Source organism: Jejuia pallidilutea (assembly GCF_002973595.1).
Lineage (GTDB): Bacteria > Bacteroidota > Bacteroidia > Flavobacteriales > Flavobacteriaceae > Jejuia > Jejuia pallidilutea.
Window position 1 is genome coordinate 1 of the sequence record NZ_PVEO01000006.1, and the last position, 19,022, is coordinate 19,022.

Here is a 19,022-nt window from a genome sequence, read left to right on the forward strand (position 1 = left end):
AGCTCTAAAACTAAAAAAAACAAGACTTGGAAGTAACCAAATCTTGCTTTTTATATTTTGATGCTCGTAATCAAGCTATTTTCTGAATGTGCCTTAAGAGCCTTTAAATACAAAATTTTAAGCCTAAGGTGGTTTTGCAATTTTTTATTTGGTAGCTATTTCTGGGATATATTTAACAATCTATCGCATTTACTAAAGCTAATACCACTCTTATAGTTTATGTTTTTCAGAACTTCTTTTTCGTCAACCTTATTTAGCCAATCTATATAAACTTTTGCTATGTTAGCTCCTGCTTCATGAGAGAACGGATATCCGCCACCAAACCTAAGGTTTAATTCTAAAATATACAATGTATCGTTTACCAAAAAAGCATCTACATCCATATTGCCAATATGTTTTAGATGGCTTCCTAATATTTGTCCAACCTCATCAAAAGCAGGTTTAATAACAGATTCTGCTTTATCTGTCTCTCCAGATCTCATAGCTAGTTTTTCCCTAGCAAAGGTGCCAAAATAGTTACCTTCAAAATCATTCACTACATCTAAGCCAAATTCTACACCTTCAATTTTTTCTTGAATTAATATAGCATTATTAATATCTTTTTCACTGGCATTTTTAAGTATGGATCTTTTTAGTTTTAATTTTTGTAGTTTATAGCTTAGAAGCAGTTCATCTAAAGTTTCAGGTATTTCAATGCCTATGGATCCACTTCCCCAACGTGGTTTTAATACTAGAGGGAATTTTAAAATACCAGCTTCTATAGCTGCCATAGCTTTATCTAAATCTATGTAAGTTTTGGGGGAATTTAGTCCTATTTCTTCTAAGAATTTGAAGGTCTTCCACTTATCAAAACCAATAGAAATAACCTCTTCACTGGATACAATAACTTTAGTATTTTTATTTTCAAGTAAATTTTTGTGCTTTGCCAATATTGGTAGTTCTAAATCATTTAAAGAGATGATTGCAGTAACTTTGTAGGTATCAACTATTTCTTTAATTTTAGAGATGTAACCATCATCGTAAATACTGGGTACTTCTATAGCAATATCGGCATCTATTAGAGCAGGAGCATTTAATTCTTTATCTACAGCTATAATATGGCCATCACCATGTAATGCTTCTTTAAAATAATTAATTAAATAGTTGCGCCTTCCAGCACACGTAAATAGTATATTTTGTTTCATAGTATTTTTTTCGTCAATTGTTTTTTTTCTTTCTCCATAAAGAGGAAAAAATGTTTTAGAATCTTTAATATCATCCAAAGCATTAGTATATTCAACATTAATTTCGTTGATTAAACGGTTGTATATAGGTTGGTTAATTATTTTTCTCCCTGTGTAAAAAACGTCATCCTTATCTAAAGGGAAAAACGATTTTTTGTAATGATATAAACCGTCTCCATTTACTCTACCACCACCCAAAACATAATATTTTTTTTTGTGTTCTATGGCCCATTTCATAACTTCAATCTTTAAGAAGTCGTTAGGTCTCATGTTAAAGTATTCAGCATGAGTGCCTCCTAAATGCGAATACAACGTATCATTATCAATTAAAATAAGTTCAGCAGAAATAGCCACGTCATCTTTAAATATTAATACCAGTATTGTATCGTCTGGATTGTTATTTATTAAATTTTCAAAATAAAATTTCGTGTAATAATAATTGGTTGCGGCGTTATTTCTATTTAGCGATTTTATATAAATATCGTGAAACTTTTCAATGCTATCTGAATCAATATTTTCAGTATATATTTTGGCTTTTAAATTGTATTTTAGGGATTTACGATAGTTGTTTCTAACTTTTTGTTTAAAGTTTGTCCATAATGTTTCAAAATCTACTAATTCTCCTTTTACGTTATCTAACGTAGGTATTAAATGCCCAGTGTAGTGTTTGTAGTTTTCGCACAAGTTAAAACGAATGAATTCTGTGACCACATTATTACTTTTGTACCATTGATCTACCTTATTCCAAAAAAATAAGTTTTCTTCTTTGGAATTTAATGCACAGAAAAGCGGACCGCCATATCCGTAAGGCGATGAAGCATCAAAATAATCAGAATCGCTAGTGTTGCATGTGCCGTAATCATTTATTTTTTTTAAATAAATAGGCATAAAGGCAATTAAAGTATCTTCTCTTAAAAGTATAAAATAGATAAAGTTTTTTTGTGCAAGGGAACTTATATACTCATGAGAATAAAATATATTGGCATTTTTAATTTTGCTTAGATTCTGTTTGTAAATAGATATATCGGCTTCATTTTTAACCTTAATACACCCAAATTTATATTTGTCTTCTATTAATTGCATTGCTCTATTTATGTAGATTTTATTGTTCTTGTAAACACAGGCATATTAGTGCCTAAGCTGTTGTTTAGCCCAGTTGGGGTTATAGTTCGATTAATAGTTGGAAAAATAATTTCAAACAATTTTTCGTTTTTTTCAGGACGTTGCTGAAAGAAAAATGGCTTCTCATTATTAGTTGTCATTCCGCAAATAATTATCATAATAAAAATAGGTATAATAATAGGAAAACTATTATTGCCGACAGAAAATTAAATATTCGTTTAATGCTTTGATGCTTCATTAAAGTAAAGGTAAAGTAGGCTTTAATAATTGCCTATATTTTACGTTTAAACGTTATTATTTTTGATGAGCCACATTTTTTATTTATCTAATTTTTCAAGGTGTAGTTTTTCAATTTCTGAAATAGTTTTTAAAACTATTTTTTTTCCTTTTTTAGCAAATTTGGGGTAAAGTGTTTCAAAGTTATCATTTTTGCTCACTTTAATGGCACGTTGGCAAAGAATAATACCTTCATCTACCTTATCGTCAATTATATGGGTTGTAATTCCTGTTATTTTTACACCATAATCCAGGGCATCTTGTATAGCAGTTTTGGTGGCTAAAAAACTTGGGAATAACGACGGGTGAATGTTAATGATTTTATTGGGAAATGCTTTCAACATCGGTTCTTTTATGATGTATTTAAAATTTAGCATAAAAATATAATCGATGTTTCTTTTTTTTATTTCTAGGGTTAACTGTTCCTGATAGCTCAACAAGTTTGGGAAATTTCGCTTAATTAGCTGCAAAGTTTCTATACCATGTTTTTCGGCATAATCTTTAGCGCCACAAGGTTCTTCCTCATAAATAACCAAATTTATAGTGGAGTTGGCCAATTTTCCTTTGGTGTAAGCTTTAATAGTGTCTTTTGCGTTTCTTCCCCAACCGGTTACTAAAATAGCCCATTTAATGTTTTGATCTAATTGCATCTAAATCTTGAATAACTGAATTTGGATTTACCACTACATCTTTTGAAGTGATTACTTTTTGAATGGTTTTTATAAAAATTTTAAAATCTAAACTAAAACTTAAATGTTCAACATATTCAATATCTTTACTTAGTCTATCGTTCCAGTTTAATATATTTCTTCCAGAGATTTGAGCTAAACCTGTAATACCAGGCCTAATTGAATGTCTTTTTTTCTCTGTTTTAGAGTAGTAGGGTAGGTACCTAATTAAAAGTGGCCTAGGCCCTATAAAACTCATATCGCCTTTTATAATATTTATAAGTTGTGGCAGCTCATCTAATGATGTTTTTCTTACCAGTTTGCCAATAGCGGTTAAACGTTCACCATCCGGTAACAAATTTCCATTTTTGTCTGTCTTATCAGTCATCGTTTTAAATTTTACGATACTGAATATTTTTTCGTCCTTTCCTGGGCGTTTTTGTACAAAAAAGGGCGTGCCTTTATTTGCTACAGCTAATATGAATAGCAAAATTATAAAAATAGGCGACACCATAAACAACGCAAATATAGCTGCCAAAAGGTCTAGTAATCGCTTAAAAAAGGATTGATACATTATACAATATAAGGTTATTTATGTTTAGCTATGTATTGCATTTAGTTCTTTATCAATAGCTTTTATTAAATCTCCTACGGTATCCATATTCATTAAATCCATAAGTTTGAATTTGATATTAAAGGATTTTTCAATATCGCTAATAATCATCATGTGCGTTATAGATTCCCATCCATCTACATCATTAGCCGTAGTCGATTCAGTTAAAGTAAAATTATTGTGCTCTAAAACTCTGCTAAAAGATGTGGTAACCTTGTTTAAAATGTCTTGGTTTTTCATGAGTAAAATGTGTTTCGTAATTGTTTTCTATCTATTTTGCCATTAATGCTGTGAGGGATATTGTCAATAAATCGTATTTGTGTAGGCACCATATAATTGGGCAATTTTTCTTTTAAATAATTTATGATGTGTTCATACTTAAAAGTATCAGATTCTATGATTAAATATAATTCATTATTACCAGAACTATTATCAATATCCAATACTACAAAATTATGATTTGTAATTACCTTTTTAACATGGTATTCAACTTCACCTAGCTCAACCCTATACCCTCTAATTTTCACCTGGAAATCAGCTCTTCCCACATACAGATAGTCGCCATCTTCATCTTTTATACATAAATCGCCTGTTTTATAAAACCGTTCATTACTACCGTTTATGTCATAATAGAAGAAACTAGACTTATTTTTTTCTTCATTATTCCAATAACCGGGAGTTATTTGAGGACCTGCCAAACAAAGTTCTCCTGGTATGCCAATGGGTACTTCTTTGTTTTGTTTATCAACAACAAGATATAAGGTGTCTTTTTGTGGTGTACCAATAGATATAACACCATTGTATGCTTTAGTATGATTTTCTTTGTGGTAAGGATAAAAACCACTATACACAGTGAATTCTGTTGGGCCGTAGTAATTAAATATTTTACAATTAGGAAGACAATCGCTCCATGCTTTAGCAATATCTTCATGTAGGGCACCACCTCCAAAACTACAATATCTAACCGATGTAGCATTAATTTCTGGGAAGTATGGGCGTAAATAGTTAATAATGGAGGGCACCATTGTAAGTACTGTAAGGTGTTGTTCTTGAAGCAGTTTAAAAATATAAAAGTATTTTATCTTTCCTTTGGGAATAGTATAGATACAAGATCCTGCTAAAAAAGGAAATAGATATGTGACTACAGAAAAATCAAAAGTTAACTCAAACATCTGTAGGCATTTGTCTGTATTATTCAGATTAAATGTTGGTTCTGCATCAATAGCATTTACTAAAGCTTGCACATTATTAAAGGTAATGGGAACGCCTTTGGGTACACCCGTAGTTCCTGAGGTAAATAGTATATATGCTAATGCTTCACCATCTACACTTTTAGGGGTTAAATTTATGTTTGCATTTTGTTTTTCTCTCGTATTAATAACATTGAAGTTATCGTATACATTGGTAGTTGAAGAATTTAAAATATATTTGGTTTCGGTAAGTCTAAATATTTCTAAATTTCTTTCTAGAGGAAATTCTGGGTTAACAGGAACGTAAGCTTTACCTTCTAACCATAACGCTATAATTGATGCATAGGTTTCAATATCATCATTTGTAACTAAACCTATAAGCTTTTCTTCAAATGGAATTGTGTTTTCAATAGCGTGCCTTATGTTGCTTATACATAGGGCAAATGTTTTGTAAGAGTAGTACCGATTATTAATAAATAACGCATTGCAATCTTGGTTATGCAATATAGATTCAGTTATTTTTTTTATGTAATCCATTTGAAATTTAAATTTTAAATATCGACGCTTTTTTTAAAAATTCATTGCTTCTAAAGCAGCCAATACTAGGCAAAATTTCCATCCCTATCATTAATAACAGCATTTTCAAAATCAATATTCATAGCGTTATGTGCTAGGGCATAAAGTTTACGCTTATCTGTATACAGGTTAACAAATTTCTTTTTAATATACTTTCCAAGAGTTTCATTTTCAGTTTGCAGGTTTGTTGCTTTTGTTTGTATAACATTTTCCATTAAAGCATCTGCACATGCTTCTAAATACTCGTCTTTAACTATAAAGTAACGCACCATGGCTTCTTTTCCTCTTACTAAGAATGAAGTGAAACCAATTATATGCCCTTCTTTTTTTATAATGTAGCTTATGTTGTAAACCCTTTTGTAAATAGTACTTAGCAAACAATTATGAGGGTATTTATCTCGAATAGGTGCATTTGTATATTGGTTATTATCTATTTGCCAACTAATATATGCTTTAGATTTAGGTATGAGGTCTTTCTCGCAAAACGGACTTAAAAATTGCCAAAGATTTTCGTCTATACATGATACGTACTCGTAAGTAAGAGGTTTTGTGTTTTTCTTTGTTTTAAAAGCATTAAAAACCGATACAAAACTTAGCGAAACACTATCTATAGCTTTTACTACTCCTTTTATATGTTTAAGACTACTAATTTTACTTAAAAGAATATTAGCATCTAAATTAAAAATAATATAATAACGTGTTCTATGGGCAAACTCTGTAAAAGGTTGTTTTCTATAGTACGCTTCAATGTCTTTTCCAAGAAATTTCACCACTGCTTTGTTATTTACAGCATTCATAGCAATACTCATGGTATAGGTGGGTAGAATAGAATCTTTGTACTTATCTGAAATCCACCAACGTCTACTCCAAAATATTTTTTCGGTTCCAGATTTAGTTTTAATAAAATCTGGGACTAAAAAAATAAAAGAAATAACAGTTTGGTTTTCGGTACCTATAATAGCACAAACATCATTATTGTCTATCCTATCATTTCTAAGCACCCAACTCGCTTTACTTTTAGAAAAGGGGATGTTCTTGGTATCGGTACTCCAATATGTATTATTCGCAATAGCATCGCGCAATTCTTCTTTGGTTAAAGAAGTAATTTTAATATCCTCTCCCATTATTATTGTTATAGCAAACGCATTTTATAAATGCTTTGTAAAATTAAAATAATCTACGTTTCAAAAGCTATTTTTCCTACGAAAGGCTATTATATTCTTTAAGAAGGGCGTTCCAAACTTCTTTACGCTCATAGTTGGCAACAATTAGTTTTCTGGATGCCTTTCCCATGGCTATTGCTGTATCTTTATTCGAATAAATTTCTACCATTGCATCATACAATGCTTGTTGGTTTTTTACAGGGATAACAATACCGTTTTCCTTGTTTTGAATAATTTCATTGCAACCGTTAATATTAGAAACAATACTTACCAATTCCATAGCAGCAGCCTGCATTACAACATTAGGAAAGCCTTCTCGATAGCTGGGAAAGGTTAGTGCGTTTGCTATAGAGAAGTAGGGTCTAACATCATCAACCCAACCCGTAGTTATTATATTTTTATTAGAATTTATTGTAGCTTCAGTTTCAGGCAATAACGGGTCTAGTTCTTTTTCATATCCGCCTACTAATAAAAGTTTAATATCGTTATGGGTTTTATTAAGTTTAGAAAAAGCACTTATTAGCTCGTTAAGTCCTTTGTCTGTAACGAGTCTTCCTACAAAAATGAATACAAAATTATTGTTAGGGATATTTAATTTATTTCTTAGATCTTTTTTAAAATCATCAGTAAAAAGCGTAGGGTTGAAATGATTGGTATCTATTCCGTTAGAACTACCTTTACCTATAACCTTAAGTTTGTTTTTTGAAGTGAATTTTTGCTCTAAAATAATATCTACTAATCCATAGGAATTTGGATAAATTTTAGTTGCGCAACTATAAGTTATTTTTTCTACAGTGTTAAGTATAAGGCGTTTAAATCCTGTTGCTTCAACTAAAGGTAAACCTGCAATAGTATGTAATCTATGAGGTACCCTTGCTAATAAGGCTGCTAACATGCTTAATGTGCCTGCTTTGGGTGTATGGGAATGTACAATAAATGGTTGTTCTTTTTTAAAAATTTTATAGAGTTTCCAAACCGCTTTAAGATCTTTTATTGGTGTTATTTTTCTTGTCATTTCAACAGGAATAACCCTTACACCTTCGTCGTCATTAATTTTTTGTAAACTGCCTTTAATTCCTTTGGATGATATGCCAACAACCTCAAAATATTGAGACATGAATTTCAGTTGCCCTGTAAGTAGTCCACCTAAGGATTTAGGAACAGTTGTAACTCTAATTATTTTCTTTTTCATTTTTAGAGGCGCTTGTAAATATTGTGGTACCACTTTTGAAAACAATAGAATGTCCACACTTTAAACGTATTATCTTCTTTTCCTGAAATATGATTTTTAACTAAATTGATAATATTATCTACATGGAAAATGTTTTGATCTATTAATTCGTTTTCAGTAATGTAGCTTTCTAATTCAGCCCTAAGGCTAGATTTTAACCAATCGCCAACAGGAGCACCAAAACCACTTTTGCTTTTGTCTAGAAAATCTTTAGGAAACTGATCTCTAAATGCTTCCTTGAGAATATATTTCTTGTTCCAGCCCTTCATTAAAAAATCTTCTGGTAACGTATTGGTATAATTCCAAACCTTTTTATTTAGAAAAGGTGCCCTACATTCCAAGGAATTTAGCATACTGGTTCTATCTACTTTAACAAGCATGTCGCCTTCAAGACTGGTAACTTTATCAATTAACCTAAAATCGGTTAAGGTTTTAGGGTGGGTTATACCTGTATCCTTTTTGTAAACATCGAATAAATCATCATTCAAATATTTAGGCAAAAGAAATGCGCCAAGGGTATTTTTTTGAAAGCCCAAGGACAAAATATCCCAATAATAATCACCACCGTTATAATCAATAGAATTTAGTAATCTTTTAATTTTAAATCTTTTACCTCTTTTATCGCTAGATGTTTTTAATAGAGGAGAAGTAACATTTTTTACAAAACCGTGAAACCCTTTGGGCACTACATTAGTATATTTTGTATTTAATTTGCCAATATAGTATTTGTTGTACCCTCCAAAAACTTCGTCACCACCATCACCTGTTAATGCAACTTTAACATGATTCTTGGTTCTGTTTGAAACTAAATAGGTTGGGAGTGAAGAGGAATCAGAAAAGGGCTCATCAAAATTTAATAATATCTTATTTACATCCTCTGCAAGATCTTTTTCGTTAATGATAAATTCGTGGTGATTACTGTTGATGAGTTTTGCTACAACTCTAGATTTATCACTTTCATCATAAGATTTTTTTTCAAAACCTATTGAAAACGTATCTATAGGCGTGGAAGAAAATTGCGATAAACATAGGGAAACTACCGAGGAATCTACACCTCCAGAAAGAAAGGTGCCAATAGGGACATCAGACACAGCTCTACTGGTAACACTTTCATACATTAAATCTCTTACGTTTTTTTTAGCTTCATCAAACGAAACATCAATTTTTGGTGTGGCATTATTGGTTTCTTTTTCTATTTGATGGATTGAAAAGGTGTTGTTCTCTACATCATATGCTATGTAGTGATTTTGTTTAAGCTTGTGTATGTTTTCATAGATAGTATATGGTGCGGGAATGTAAGTAAGCCTAAAGTATAAATTTAAGCCCTTACTATTTAGTTGTGGTTTTTTATCTATTACATTAATTACGGACTTAAGCTCTGAAGCCCAAATAAATTGAGTGTCGCTCTTGTAATAATACAATGGTTTTTCACCAAAAAAGTCTCTAGCTATGTATACTTTGTTTTTGTTTTTATCGTAGATGCTAAAACCAAACATACCATCAAGCTCTTTAAATGCGTCTACCCCAAATTTTTCGTAGAGTTTTAAAATAACTTCGGTATCACTGGTGGTGTTAAACGTTACCCCTAGTTTTTTTAGTTTTTCTTTTAGCTCACGATAATTATATATTTCACCATTAAAAACAATAACGATGCTTTTATCATCAGAAAAAATGGGTTGTTTACCAGAACTTAAATCGATAATAGAGAGTCTTCTCATAGCCATACCCAAGGTTGAGGATGCTGTATTCTCGCAAAAAAAGCCATCTTCATCTGGCCCTCGGTGAAAGATTAAATCATTCATTTTTGAGAGAAGCCCTTTTACCTTTTGTTCGTTTTGGTTATGTAATGCTATATAGCCGTTAATTCCGCACATTGTTGTTTTCGTTTAAATAGAAGTTTTGTAGGTTTTTTGCATTTTCATGAATATCATATCCGCCTTCTTTTATATTATTAAGCGTATTTTTTCTATCGTAGTCCAGATTGCTAATTACGATATTTGCCCACTCCGTTTCTGGTGTGTCAAGATTTACATAGGTAACAAGGCCGGTTATGTTTACTTCTTTGGTAACCGTACTTGAGGTAACTATTTTTAAACCAGATGCTTGGGCTTCTACAACTGTTACAGGAAGACCTTCGTAAAGCGATGGAAATAAAAACAAGTCGAAACCTTGTAATAATTCGGGTATATTGTCTCTAAGCCCTAAAAAATGCACCTGTTTTTCTATTCCTAAATTGGCAACTTCCTTTTCTATTTTTGGTTTTAGGTTACCATCGCCAATTAAAACTAGTACACAGTTATTATCTTGTTTATAAACCTCATAAAAAATCTTAAGTAAGAAAAAATGATTTTTTTGTTCGTTAAAACGACCAACATGCCCAATAACTTTTTTACCATTTAAATTAAGCTCTTGCTTAATCTTTTTTGCTTTTTCTGGGTTGTAAGTAAACACAGAAGCATTTATGGCATTATTAATAACAGTAACGCTTTGTTTGTTTTTTTCTCCATAAAGCCAATCTCCAGCTTTTTGACCACATGCAAAGTAATGGGTGGCAACTTTTTTAACCCTTTGTCTTATAAGCGACTGTATGGTGTCTTTTAATGTTGCTTTTATATCGGTATTCTTCTTAAATATCTTTTGTAATACTGTAGCCTCAACGGCAAGATGGCTGTGGGCAATTCTAATTGGTATATTTTTGTTTTTAGCAATTCCTAATATAATGCTACTTAAAGCATTTAAATGAGAATGAACAATAGTATATTCTGGGTGTTCATTAAAAAAAACGTTTAGCCGCTTCTTATACTTAACATAGTTTTGTGGTGCTATTGCAGGCATTCTATAAATTTTACCACCAAGAGACTCTATTTCATCATCAAAAAAACCACGTTCTTCCCTATGTAATAAAAAATCAAATTGAATTTTAGTTCTGTCTACATGCCTATAATAATTCATTATCATAGTTTCTGCACCGCCAAGATTCATAATTGTTAAAACCTGTAAAATTCTAGTAGGTTGTTGCTCCATAATTAAGTAAATAGTGCTTCGTATTGTTTAATAATGGTTTCTTCGTTAAATTTTGTGGCAACAGATGCTCTTATATCTTTAGGTTTCAAAGATAATCTATTGTTTAAATAGTGAAGATATTCTTCTTCGTTTTCCACTAAATATCCGTTAACTTGATGCTGTAGTATTTCTTTAGTCCCTCCGGGTACGTTAAATGCTAAAACAGGTGTGCCTACAAAGCAACTTTCTAAAACTGTATTTGGAAAACCTTCAACATAGGACCCTTGAAGGAAGAGGTCGCTTTCAGAAATATACTTTGAGACGTCTTTAGTAAATGGTATTTGTGTTATACTATCCCTTAAGTTATAGCGTTCTATAGCGTCATTAATTTTTTCTTTATAAGGGCCATCACCAATTATAGTGTAATGAAAATTAAAATTTAGCTTAGCAAGTAGTTTTAAAACTCTTAGTTGCCCTTTTTCTTTGCTCAACCTGCCCACAGTAATAAACTTAACAACACCATCATTATTTTTAGTGCTGTTTTTTAAAGCAATAGACTGTGTTATGGGGTTGTTTATTATTGTAATTTTATGTTCTGGAATGTTAAACATATCTATAAAATCTTTTGCCATATCTTTGGATTGACACACTACCATATCAATCTGTTTGTAGGCTTTAAGGGCTAAAGTTGAATACATACTTTTATGTTCAGATTGATTGTGTATTTTACTCATTTGCGATACCACACTTGCTTCTCTTATAATAAATGTTGTTTTCTTAAAAACCGGTGCCATTAGCCCCATTACGGTATTTAAATGCCCTATGGAACTTAGCACATAATCTGGCTTATTTTTTAGTAAAAAAAAGAAAATACTGGGAACTGCTGTAAACACTCTGCTTTTTTCTAGGAATTTTACACGTATGCCTTTAATTGCATAGGCAGCATCTTTTTTGTAACCAGTAACTAGTAGGGTACTCTCAAATTTAGCATTGTTTATGTTTTGAGCAACAAAAGACATAACACGTTCTGCGCCACCAGCCGTTAGCGTAGGTAATACAAAGAGTACTTTAGTTTTTTTCATATTCATTTTTTGGGTAAAAACCAAACTCTTCATACCATTTTCGCAAAACATATAATTTCCAAACGTTAGTTTTAAAATCAGCTTTACCTGTCATATGATCACTTAAGCGCTGCTTAAATTTTTTAATATCTAAATTTGGTACAAAATTTAAAAAGTCATCATCTAAATTTAACATTATTTCTTCTTTTAGTTCATTTCTCATCCATTTGCCTAGTGGAATACTAAACCCTTTTTTGGGTTGATCAAAAACTTCTTCTGGTATGTACTCACTCAAAATATCTCTTAGTATTTTTTTTCTAACACCATTCCTAAACCTATAATTAACGGGTAAAGTTCTTGCTTTTTCTACTACTCTGTAGTCTAAAAATGGACTTCTAACCTCAACAGAATAAGCCATACTTGCTCTATCAACTTTAACATTACTATCATTTTCAAGCCATAATTTTATATTTAAATCTGCTGCCCGTTGTAAAAAATGCGTAGCAGTTTTCTTAAAATTAGTATAATGTTTAAGCCATTCAGTAAATCTATTTTTTTGGAAGCTATCGTATCCTGTAAAATGGCCTATGATGTATTGATTAATATCTTTTGTAACAAATAATTTTTCAGGTATAGCTTTTTGGGTCAATATTCTAATCAATGACAGGCCTTTAATCTTTATTATGAGTTTTCTTAAAGATATAGGCAATAGAAAAATTATTTTATTTTTTTTCAAAAAGGAGAAGTAGTTATAACCCAAGAAACTTTCGTCACCCCCATCACCAGAAAGCGCTACAGTTACATGTTGTTTGGTTACAGAGTTTAACAATAACGATGGTAAACCTGAACTGTCTGCAAAGGGTTCGTCATAAACTTCAATGTATTTAGGTATCATATTTAATACATCTTCAATTTTACACATAATTGTGGTGTGGTTTGTTTTTAAAAACCCTGCATATTGCTCTGCTACTTTGCTTTCGTCATACTTAGGATCTTCAAAGCCAATTGAGAAAGTATTTATTTTGTTTTTGGATATTTCTGCAGCAATTCCAGATACTAACGCCGAATCAATACCTCCTGACAAAAAGGATCCAATAGGTACATCTGATCTTAATCTTATTTTTACCGCATCTCTTAATAGGTCGTGGACTTGCTGTTTAGCTTCTTCATAAGAGGCTTTAGTTAATTTAACTTCTTTTAGGTCCCAAAATGCATGTGTAGTTAATTGATTTTTATTCAAATCAATCACCATGTAATTTCCTGGTGGAAGTTTGTAAACATGTTCTATGGCAGAGTATGGGCTAGGGATATAACCTGTGTCTAGATATATACTTATTGCTTTGTTATTTACAGTGCTTTTTTCATTAATTAACGGTCTTAATTGGCTGCAAATTTCAAATTTACCATCATTCCAATAATAATAAAATGGTTTTACACCCAATCTATCTCTTGAAGAAAAAATGGTGTTTTTTTCTTTGTCGTATATAGAGAAGGCAAACATACCATTCGTTTTGTCTAAAACATATTTGCCCCATTCATAATATCCTTTTAGTAATACTTCAGTGTCGCTTTCGGTCTCAAATTCATAACCCAGATTTACCAGTTCATCTTTTATATCTTCATAGTTATATATTTCTCCATTGTACGTAAGGGATAAGTTTTTATAGATCATAGGTTGATTCGATCTAATATTTAAATCAAGAATGGAAAGTCTTAAATGCCCTAAAGTAATATTATTAATTTTAGTTACTCCAATATTATCAGGACCTCTAAAATTAATTTCTCTTAATTTCTTTTTAATTCTATCTTCTTTATAATCTATATTGGTTATATATATGCCACACATAAGTTTTTTTAGGTTAATTGAGTTGTTAAGGTTACTTCTTCAGTTTTGAAATTATCTTTTAGTGCTTTAATTTGATATTGTATCCACATGGCTGTTATAGGAAAAACATGATGATAAAAGAAGCCATGATCTGCCATTAGGACAGCTACCAATCCAATGGTCATCATAAATAAATGCGGAGCTTTATCAAAATACCTATAAGAATAAATTAATAAATAAATAAAATAAAATGTGAAAATTAAAAATGCTATTATCCCTGCTTCACCCATTACCATTAAAAAAGAATTATGAACGCCAACACCAGCACTAGCAATATGACCACCTTGAAAGAAATGATACCCATTTCCAAAAAAAGGTTTGTCATAAATTTTATCATAATATAGGCTCCAAGTATCTGCCCTAGAATCTTGAGTTAATCCTTTTGCCGCAGTTTTGTCATTGTTTATTAGTGCTTCAAATTCATTTATTCTTTTTGTGTTTAGCTGTAACACTTCCTTCGTAGAAAAAATGAATATAACCACGGCTATCCCGTAAATAAATATCTTCACATTTTTTATACTAATCTTAACTGATAGTAAATTTAAAAGTACCCATAATACTACAAATGTCCTAGAAAAGGTCATTAAGCCACCAACACTAGAAACTAGTGTTTTACTAGTCTTTATCAAACCTTTCTGATAATAAAAAGTTAGAGCAAAAGATATTATTGCTATAAAACCAGCAGAGTTTGGGTTAAAATAAAAGCCGCTATACCTGCCATAGTCATTAGCAAAAAGTATAGGATGTAAAATGACGGTAAGAGATCCGATGGCAAAAAAATATGAAAACTCCCTTACTGAAGTGTTCTTCACTAGTTCATATCCCGTGATTACTATAATAAAAAATTTAATCGCTAAAAATGCAAACTCTTTAAGTGGCCACTGACTTTGAAAACTAGAAATCAAGTAATAGGAAACTGCAATTAATAGCATTGGTTTATTTAGTGCTCCTCTTTCTCTTAAAAATAAATAATAAATTATGAGCAATAAGAAGACAGCATAACTTGATATTGTACCCATGGCAGAACCTAAATTTCTAACGATTACTTCAGGAATGTTCAATACGATTAGTGCTAATATGATATATTTTAAAATTTTCATATCATCAAATTAAATCTTTTATTAAGAATTCCCATTTTTTGCTCACCTCGTCTACATGGTACTGTTTAGATTTTTCTTTAGCATATTTTGAAAAGTTATACCTTAATTTTTCATCGTTAATTAATAAATTTAATTTTTTGTGTAATAGGTCGAAGTCATCAACAGGTACTAAGTATCCATTTCTACCTTCATCAATCAATTCAGAAGGGCCTGATGGACAATTTGTTGAAACACATGGTAAACCAAAATATAAAGCTTCAATTAACGCATTGGGAAAACCTTCTGATTTAGACGTAAAAGCAAATATTTTAGCTCTATTATAATAATAATCAGGATTGTTTATTCTACCAGTAAATATTACTCTATCATATATATTTAGCTTTTTAGCTAAGGCTTCATATTCGGTTCGTTTATTACCATCCCCAACTAAAACAAGTTTCCAATCGGTTAAGTTCAATTTAGAAAAAGCCTTGAGTAGGGTGTCTTGAGATTTATTTTCGTCTAATCTAGCAACGTATAAAATGATGTTTTCTTTTTTCACGTAAGAGTCTCTTTTTTCCGTTAAATCCTTGGAGAGAGGATTTGGTAAAACCTTTAATTTGTCTTTTTTTATAAATGCGTAAAACTGTTTACTTAGTTGAGTTTGTACTACTAAGTAATTACATAACGGATATGTTAAATACCTAATTGTTTTCCAAAACCAATTTAATTGGTTTACATATGGATTAGATCTATCACTTATAATACAAGGTATTTTGTTAGACTTAGCGCTTAGTACAGTTAGTATATTGCTAGTGGTTGTAAATCCAATTAAACAATCAATTTTGTTGTTTTTTGTATAGGATGAAATTACGTTATAGGTTTTGTAATTATTTTTAAATGCTTGATAAAGGTTTGTACTTTTTAGTAAGTACTCTGAACAATTATGAATAATTATTCTTTCATCCACATTGTATAATATATTACTTTCTTTATATAAAAGTATTAAATGTATATTGTATTTACATATTAGTTTGTTAGCTAAAGAAACCACAACGCGTTCTGCTCCCCCCGGACCCAAACTAGGAATTACAAAACCTATTTTTTTTTTCATCTCTTTAGTTTTGATAAATTTTTAATATTAATTGAAATAATTTAACAGGTAAAATCTTTGCAAGTCTTAATTGTAAATATTTATTTGCTAAATGATAATTCTTTTCTATAATAGATTTTAATTTTTTTCTATGTCTGTAATCATCGTCTAAATTATTGTTGATATTTAATAACTTATAGTTATACAATACGATTTCTAATAAAAAATCTAAGGCTATTTGTTTTAGTTCTTCATCTTTTTCTTGATTTCTTACCATATCTTCAAGATGCAGTGCAGCATCTACAGTATCTAAAGTTTTTAGTCTATAACCACCACGTGTTATACTTACTCCACCTATAAAATAGTTATACAAAGGAGCACTTGTATAGGCTATTTTATTTATGTTTTTAAAAACGTCTAGAGTAAAATAAACATCTTCAGAATTTTTCCCTTCAACAAAAGTTATATCTTCAATAATTTTCTTTTTATAAAGCCTTCTCCAAACGGAGAATTGTTGATTAGTAATAATTCGTTTTAAGGCACTTAACCGGTCTTCAATATTTAATTTGCCATGGCGATTTATATTGTCTTCAACGTCTAAGGATTTTAAAATACCACATTCCACAACATCAATATTTTCGTTTTGGATTAAATTCATCATTCTTTCAAACATATCGTATTCAATCCAGTCGTCACTATCAACAAAACCTACAAATTCTCCAGTTGCTCTTTTTAATCCAGAGTTTCTCGCTCCACTTAAGCCTTTATTCTTTTGGTGAATTACTAAAATCCTATCATCCTTTGAAGCATAATCATCACATATCTCGCCTGAATTATCAGTTGCACCATCGTTTATTAGTATAATTTCTAAATTAGTATAGGTTTGATTAAGAATAGAATGCATACACCTGTGCAAATATTGTTCGACGTTGTAAACGGGTATAATGATGCTGATTTTTTGCATTTTATTATTTTTTTAATTGTTTTACCATATTCAAAGCTCTTCTACTAAGGTCCCTAAAGCCTTTATTGAGAATATATAGTATAGGTACATATGTAATTACAGTTAAAAAGCTAATTTTTAAGGCATAAATTATTAACTGGAAGAATGTATTGAGGTTCTCATTTGAAATAAAATGTTTGATAAATAAATCTATAATATAATAGCTCAAAATTAAACTAGTCATTAATTTTAAATTTCCCTTCCAATACACCCCAAAATTAGTTTTAAATCCTGCTTTGTATAAAAAGTACGGTTTCCAAATTACTACAATTAGAATTAAGCTACACAATGTACCTAACATTATTCCTGATATACCCCATAATTTTCCAAATATTATTGAAACTCCCAAGTTCAATAGCATTTCAACGATTGGCGCCCAAGTATCAGAAAACAATCCATATGCGTTTTTGAAATTTTCGACAGGTACTCTAACTTGTGAAATTAAAAAATTAACTATCATTAAAACAAGTACAAGTTGGTTGAGTATGTACTTTTCGCCTAGCCATAATTTAATAAAAGGTTCAAATAAATAAAAAATGCATATTGAAACTACACCTCCAATTAAATACCTTATAGACATTAATTCCCAGAATATTTTATTAATATTTTCTTTATTATTCTCGGCAACTAAATTCCCGATACTTGCTCCACTACCTTTAAAAAAACTATTTAATAGGTTGTTGATTTGACCGAAAATTAATTGATAATTTCCAAAGTATGCAACACTTTTTGCATTAATAATAGAGAAAATAAGTAGTTGATCTGTACTTCCTAAAACAAAAGCACTTATTTTATGTACAAATGTTTGTTTTATTTTTTTTGTTAAAGATTTAAACTCTCCAAGTAATTCTTTTGATCCTTTTGAACTAATTAAAAGCCATGGATATTCTTTACTAACCTTTCTTCTTAGTATGAATGCATAAATAGTTGAAAAGAATAATTCTAGAAAAATCCAAACAAAAAAGCTTTGTGTATAATATGCTAAAAATGTTTGAAGAATGAGTCTGATTATATTTATGGACTGGAAGTAAGAGGTTACTACATATGCCTTTTGATCCGCTTCAAGCAAAATTAAGTGGTAGTTGTAGAAATAACTTATTAGAGAAGATGCTAAGAATGAGTAAAAAGCAAAATAAATTATGGGCAACGATATATTCGTTTCAGTAAATATTATTGGAAAGAAAAAAGAAACAATAACACCACCGATCAGAATTAAATACCCAATTTTTTTATAAATAAAACCAACTAAAGCGATAATTTTATTTATTTCATTATTATTTTTATCGAAAAGCGGTTTATAAAGAGCAAAACCTACAGCGGTTCCTATACCTAATTCAGCTAAATTAAGAAATCCAAGAATACTCCTTAATGTAGCGGTGATGCCCATAAACTCATCTCCTAAATATTGTAAAAAATATTTTCTGGAGAAAAAATGTACAAATACGACAATTGAATAAAAAAATAATCCAACTCTAGCATTTTTTAAGGTTTTAGCAACTCTAGACATTTTTTGAGGATTAGTTTTTAATTTCTATCTACTAGGTTCAAAATATTTATTAATCCAAGGAATGCTGTCTATTATAATTAATGGAAGGTATTTGATCATTGGGACGTAGGTATATTAATAGCTAGGCAAATATGAAAAAAATAAATTTAAAAGTTCAAATTAATATATTAAGGTTTTATTTTTTCCGATAAACTTCAATTTGATCATTAATATTATTAGAACAATACAATTTACTAGTTTAAATATTTATTAATTTACAGCAACTGATTTATAGGATTAATAAAACTTTCGTTTGATTTATTAACAAATATTCTGGTGGTAATTGGTTC

16 protein-coding genes are annotated in these 19,022 nt (G+C 30.3%); all 16 read right to left on the reverse strand.

Annotated features, from left to right (window positions below; translation table 11 throughout):
- Positions 1 to 155 precede the first annotated feature (155 nt).
- Positions 156 to 2,306, reverse strand: a complete 2,151-nt coding sequence (locus CLV33_RS10735) for a GNAT family N-acetyltransferase (protein ID WP_105473913.1) — start codon at positions 2,304 to 2,306, stop codon at positions 156 to 158.
- 8 nt (positions 2,307 to 2,314) lie between these two features.
- Positions 2,315 to 2,503, reverse strand: coding sequence for a hypothetical protein (locus CLV33_RS17535; protein ID WP_170064006.1), 189 nt, complete (start codon positions 2,501 to 2,503; stop codon positions 2,315 to 2,317).
- A gap of 159 nt (positions 2,504 to 2,662) precedes the next feature.
- A complete protein-coding gene (locus CLV33_RS10740) occupies positions 2,663 to 3,271 on the reverse strand; it encodes a formyltransferase family protein (protein ID WP_042243408.1) in 609 nt (202 codons plus the stop codon).
- Entirely contained in the window at positions 3,249 to 3,863 is a 615-nt protein-coding gene (locus CLV33_RS10745; RefSeq protein ID WP_105473914.1) for a sugar transferase, read from the reverse strand. Before CLV33_RS10745 ends, CLV33_RS10740 begins: the two co-directional genes overlap by 23 nt.
- Positions 3,864 to 3,887: 24 nt before the next feature.
- Positions 3,888 to 4,142 (reverse strand): acyl carrier protein, encoded by a 255-nt coding sequence (locus CLV33_RS10750; RefSeq protein ID WP_105473915.1) that lies wholly within the window; start codon positions 4,140 to 4,142, stop codon positions 3,888 to 3,890.
- Entirely contained in the window at positions 4,139 to 5,629 is a 1,491-nt protein-coding gene (locus tag CLV33_RS10755; protein ID WP_105473916.1) for an AMP-binding protein, read from the reverse strand. The genes CLV33_RS10750 and CLV33_RS10755 overlap by 4 nt, the downstream gene beginning before the upstream one ends.
- A 65-nt stretch (positions 5,630 to 5,694) precedes the next feature.
- On the reverse strand, positions 5,695 to 6,792 hold the full coding sequence (locus tag CLV33_RS10760) for a hypothetical protein (protein ID WP_105473917.1): 1,098 nt from the start codon (positions 6,790 to 6,792) through the stop codon (positions 5,695 to 5,697).
- A gap of 76 nt (positions 6,793 to 6,868) precedes the next feature.
- Positions 6,869 to 8,023, reverse strand: a complete 1,155-nt coding sequence (locus tag CLV33_RS10765; protein ID WP_105473918.1) for a glycosyltransferase family 4 protein — start codon at positions 8,021 to 8,023, stop codon at positions 6,869 to 6,871.
- 2 nt (positions 8,024 to 8,025) lie between these two features.
- Complete coding sequence (gene asnB / locus CLV33_RS10770) at positions 8,026 to 9,936, reverse strand: asparagine synthase (glutamine-hydrolyzing) (protein ID WP_105473919.1); 1,911 nt, start codon at positions 9,934 to 9,936, stop codon at positions 8,026 to 8,028.
- A complete protein-coding gene (locus CLV33_RS10775) occupies positions 9,923 to 11,086 on the reverse strand; it encodes a glycosyltransferase family 1 protein (RefSeq protein WP_244906422.1) in 1,164 nt (387 codons plus the stop codon). The genes asnB (CLV33_RS10770) and CLV33_RS10775 overlap by 14 nt, the downstream gene beginning before the upstream one ends.
- Before the next feature lie 2 nt (positions 11,087 to 11,088).
- A complete protein-coding gene (locus CLV33_RS10780) occupies positions 11,089 to 12,147 on the reverse strand; it encodes a glycosyltransferase (RefSeq protein ID WP_170064007.1) in 1,059 nt (352 codons plus the stop codon).
- Entirely contained in the window at positions 12,134 to 13,972 is a 1,839-nt protein-coding gene (asnB, locus tag CLV33_RS10785) for an asparagine synthase (glutamine-hydrolyzing) (RefSeq protein ID WP_105473922.1), read from the reverse strand. Before asnB (CLV33_RS10785) ends, CLV33_RS10780 begins: the two co-directional genes overlap by 14 nt.
- A gap of 8 nt (positions 13,973 to 13,980) precedes the next feature.
- Positions 13,981 to 15,111, reverse strand: coding sequence for an O-antigen ligase family protein (locus CLV33_RS10790; protein WP_105473923.1), 1,131 nt, complete (start codon positions 15,109 to 15,111; stop codon positions 13,981 to 13,983).
- 4 nt (positions 15,112 to 15,115) lie between these two features.
- Positions 15,116 to 16,204 carry a glycosyltransferase family 4 protein gene (locus CLV33_RS10795; RefSeq protein WP_105473924.1) on the reverse strand — a complete coding sequence of 363 codons (1,089 nt, stop codon included), beginning with the start codon at positions 16,202 to 16,204 and terminating at the stop codon, positions 15,116 to 15,118.
- Positions 16,205 to 16,208: 4 nt separating this feature from the next.
- Entirely contained in the window at positions 16,209 to 17,147 is a 939-nt protein-coding gene (locus tag CLV33_RS10800) for a glycosyltransferase (RefSeq protein ID WP_105473925.1), read from the reverse strand.
- Between the two features lie 4 nt (positions 17,148 to 17,151).
- A complete protein-coding gene (locus CLV33_RS10805; protein ID WP_105473926.1) occupies positions 17,152 to 18,693 on the reverse strand; it encodes a lipopolysaccharide biosynthesis protein in 1,542 nt (513 codons plus the stop codon).
- Between the last annotated feature and the right edge of the window lie 329 nt (positions 18,694 to 19,022).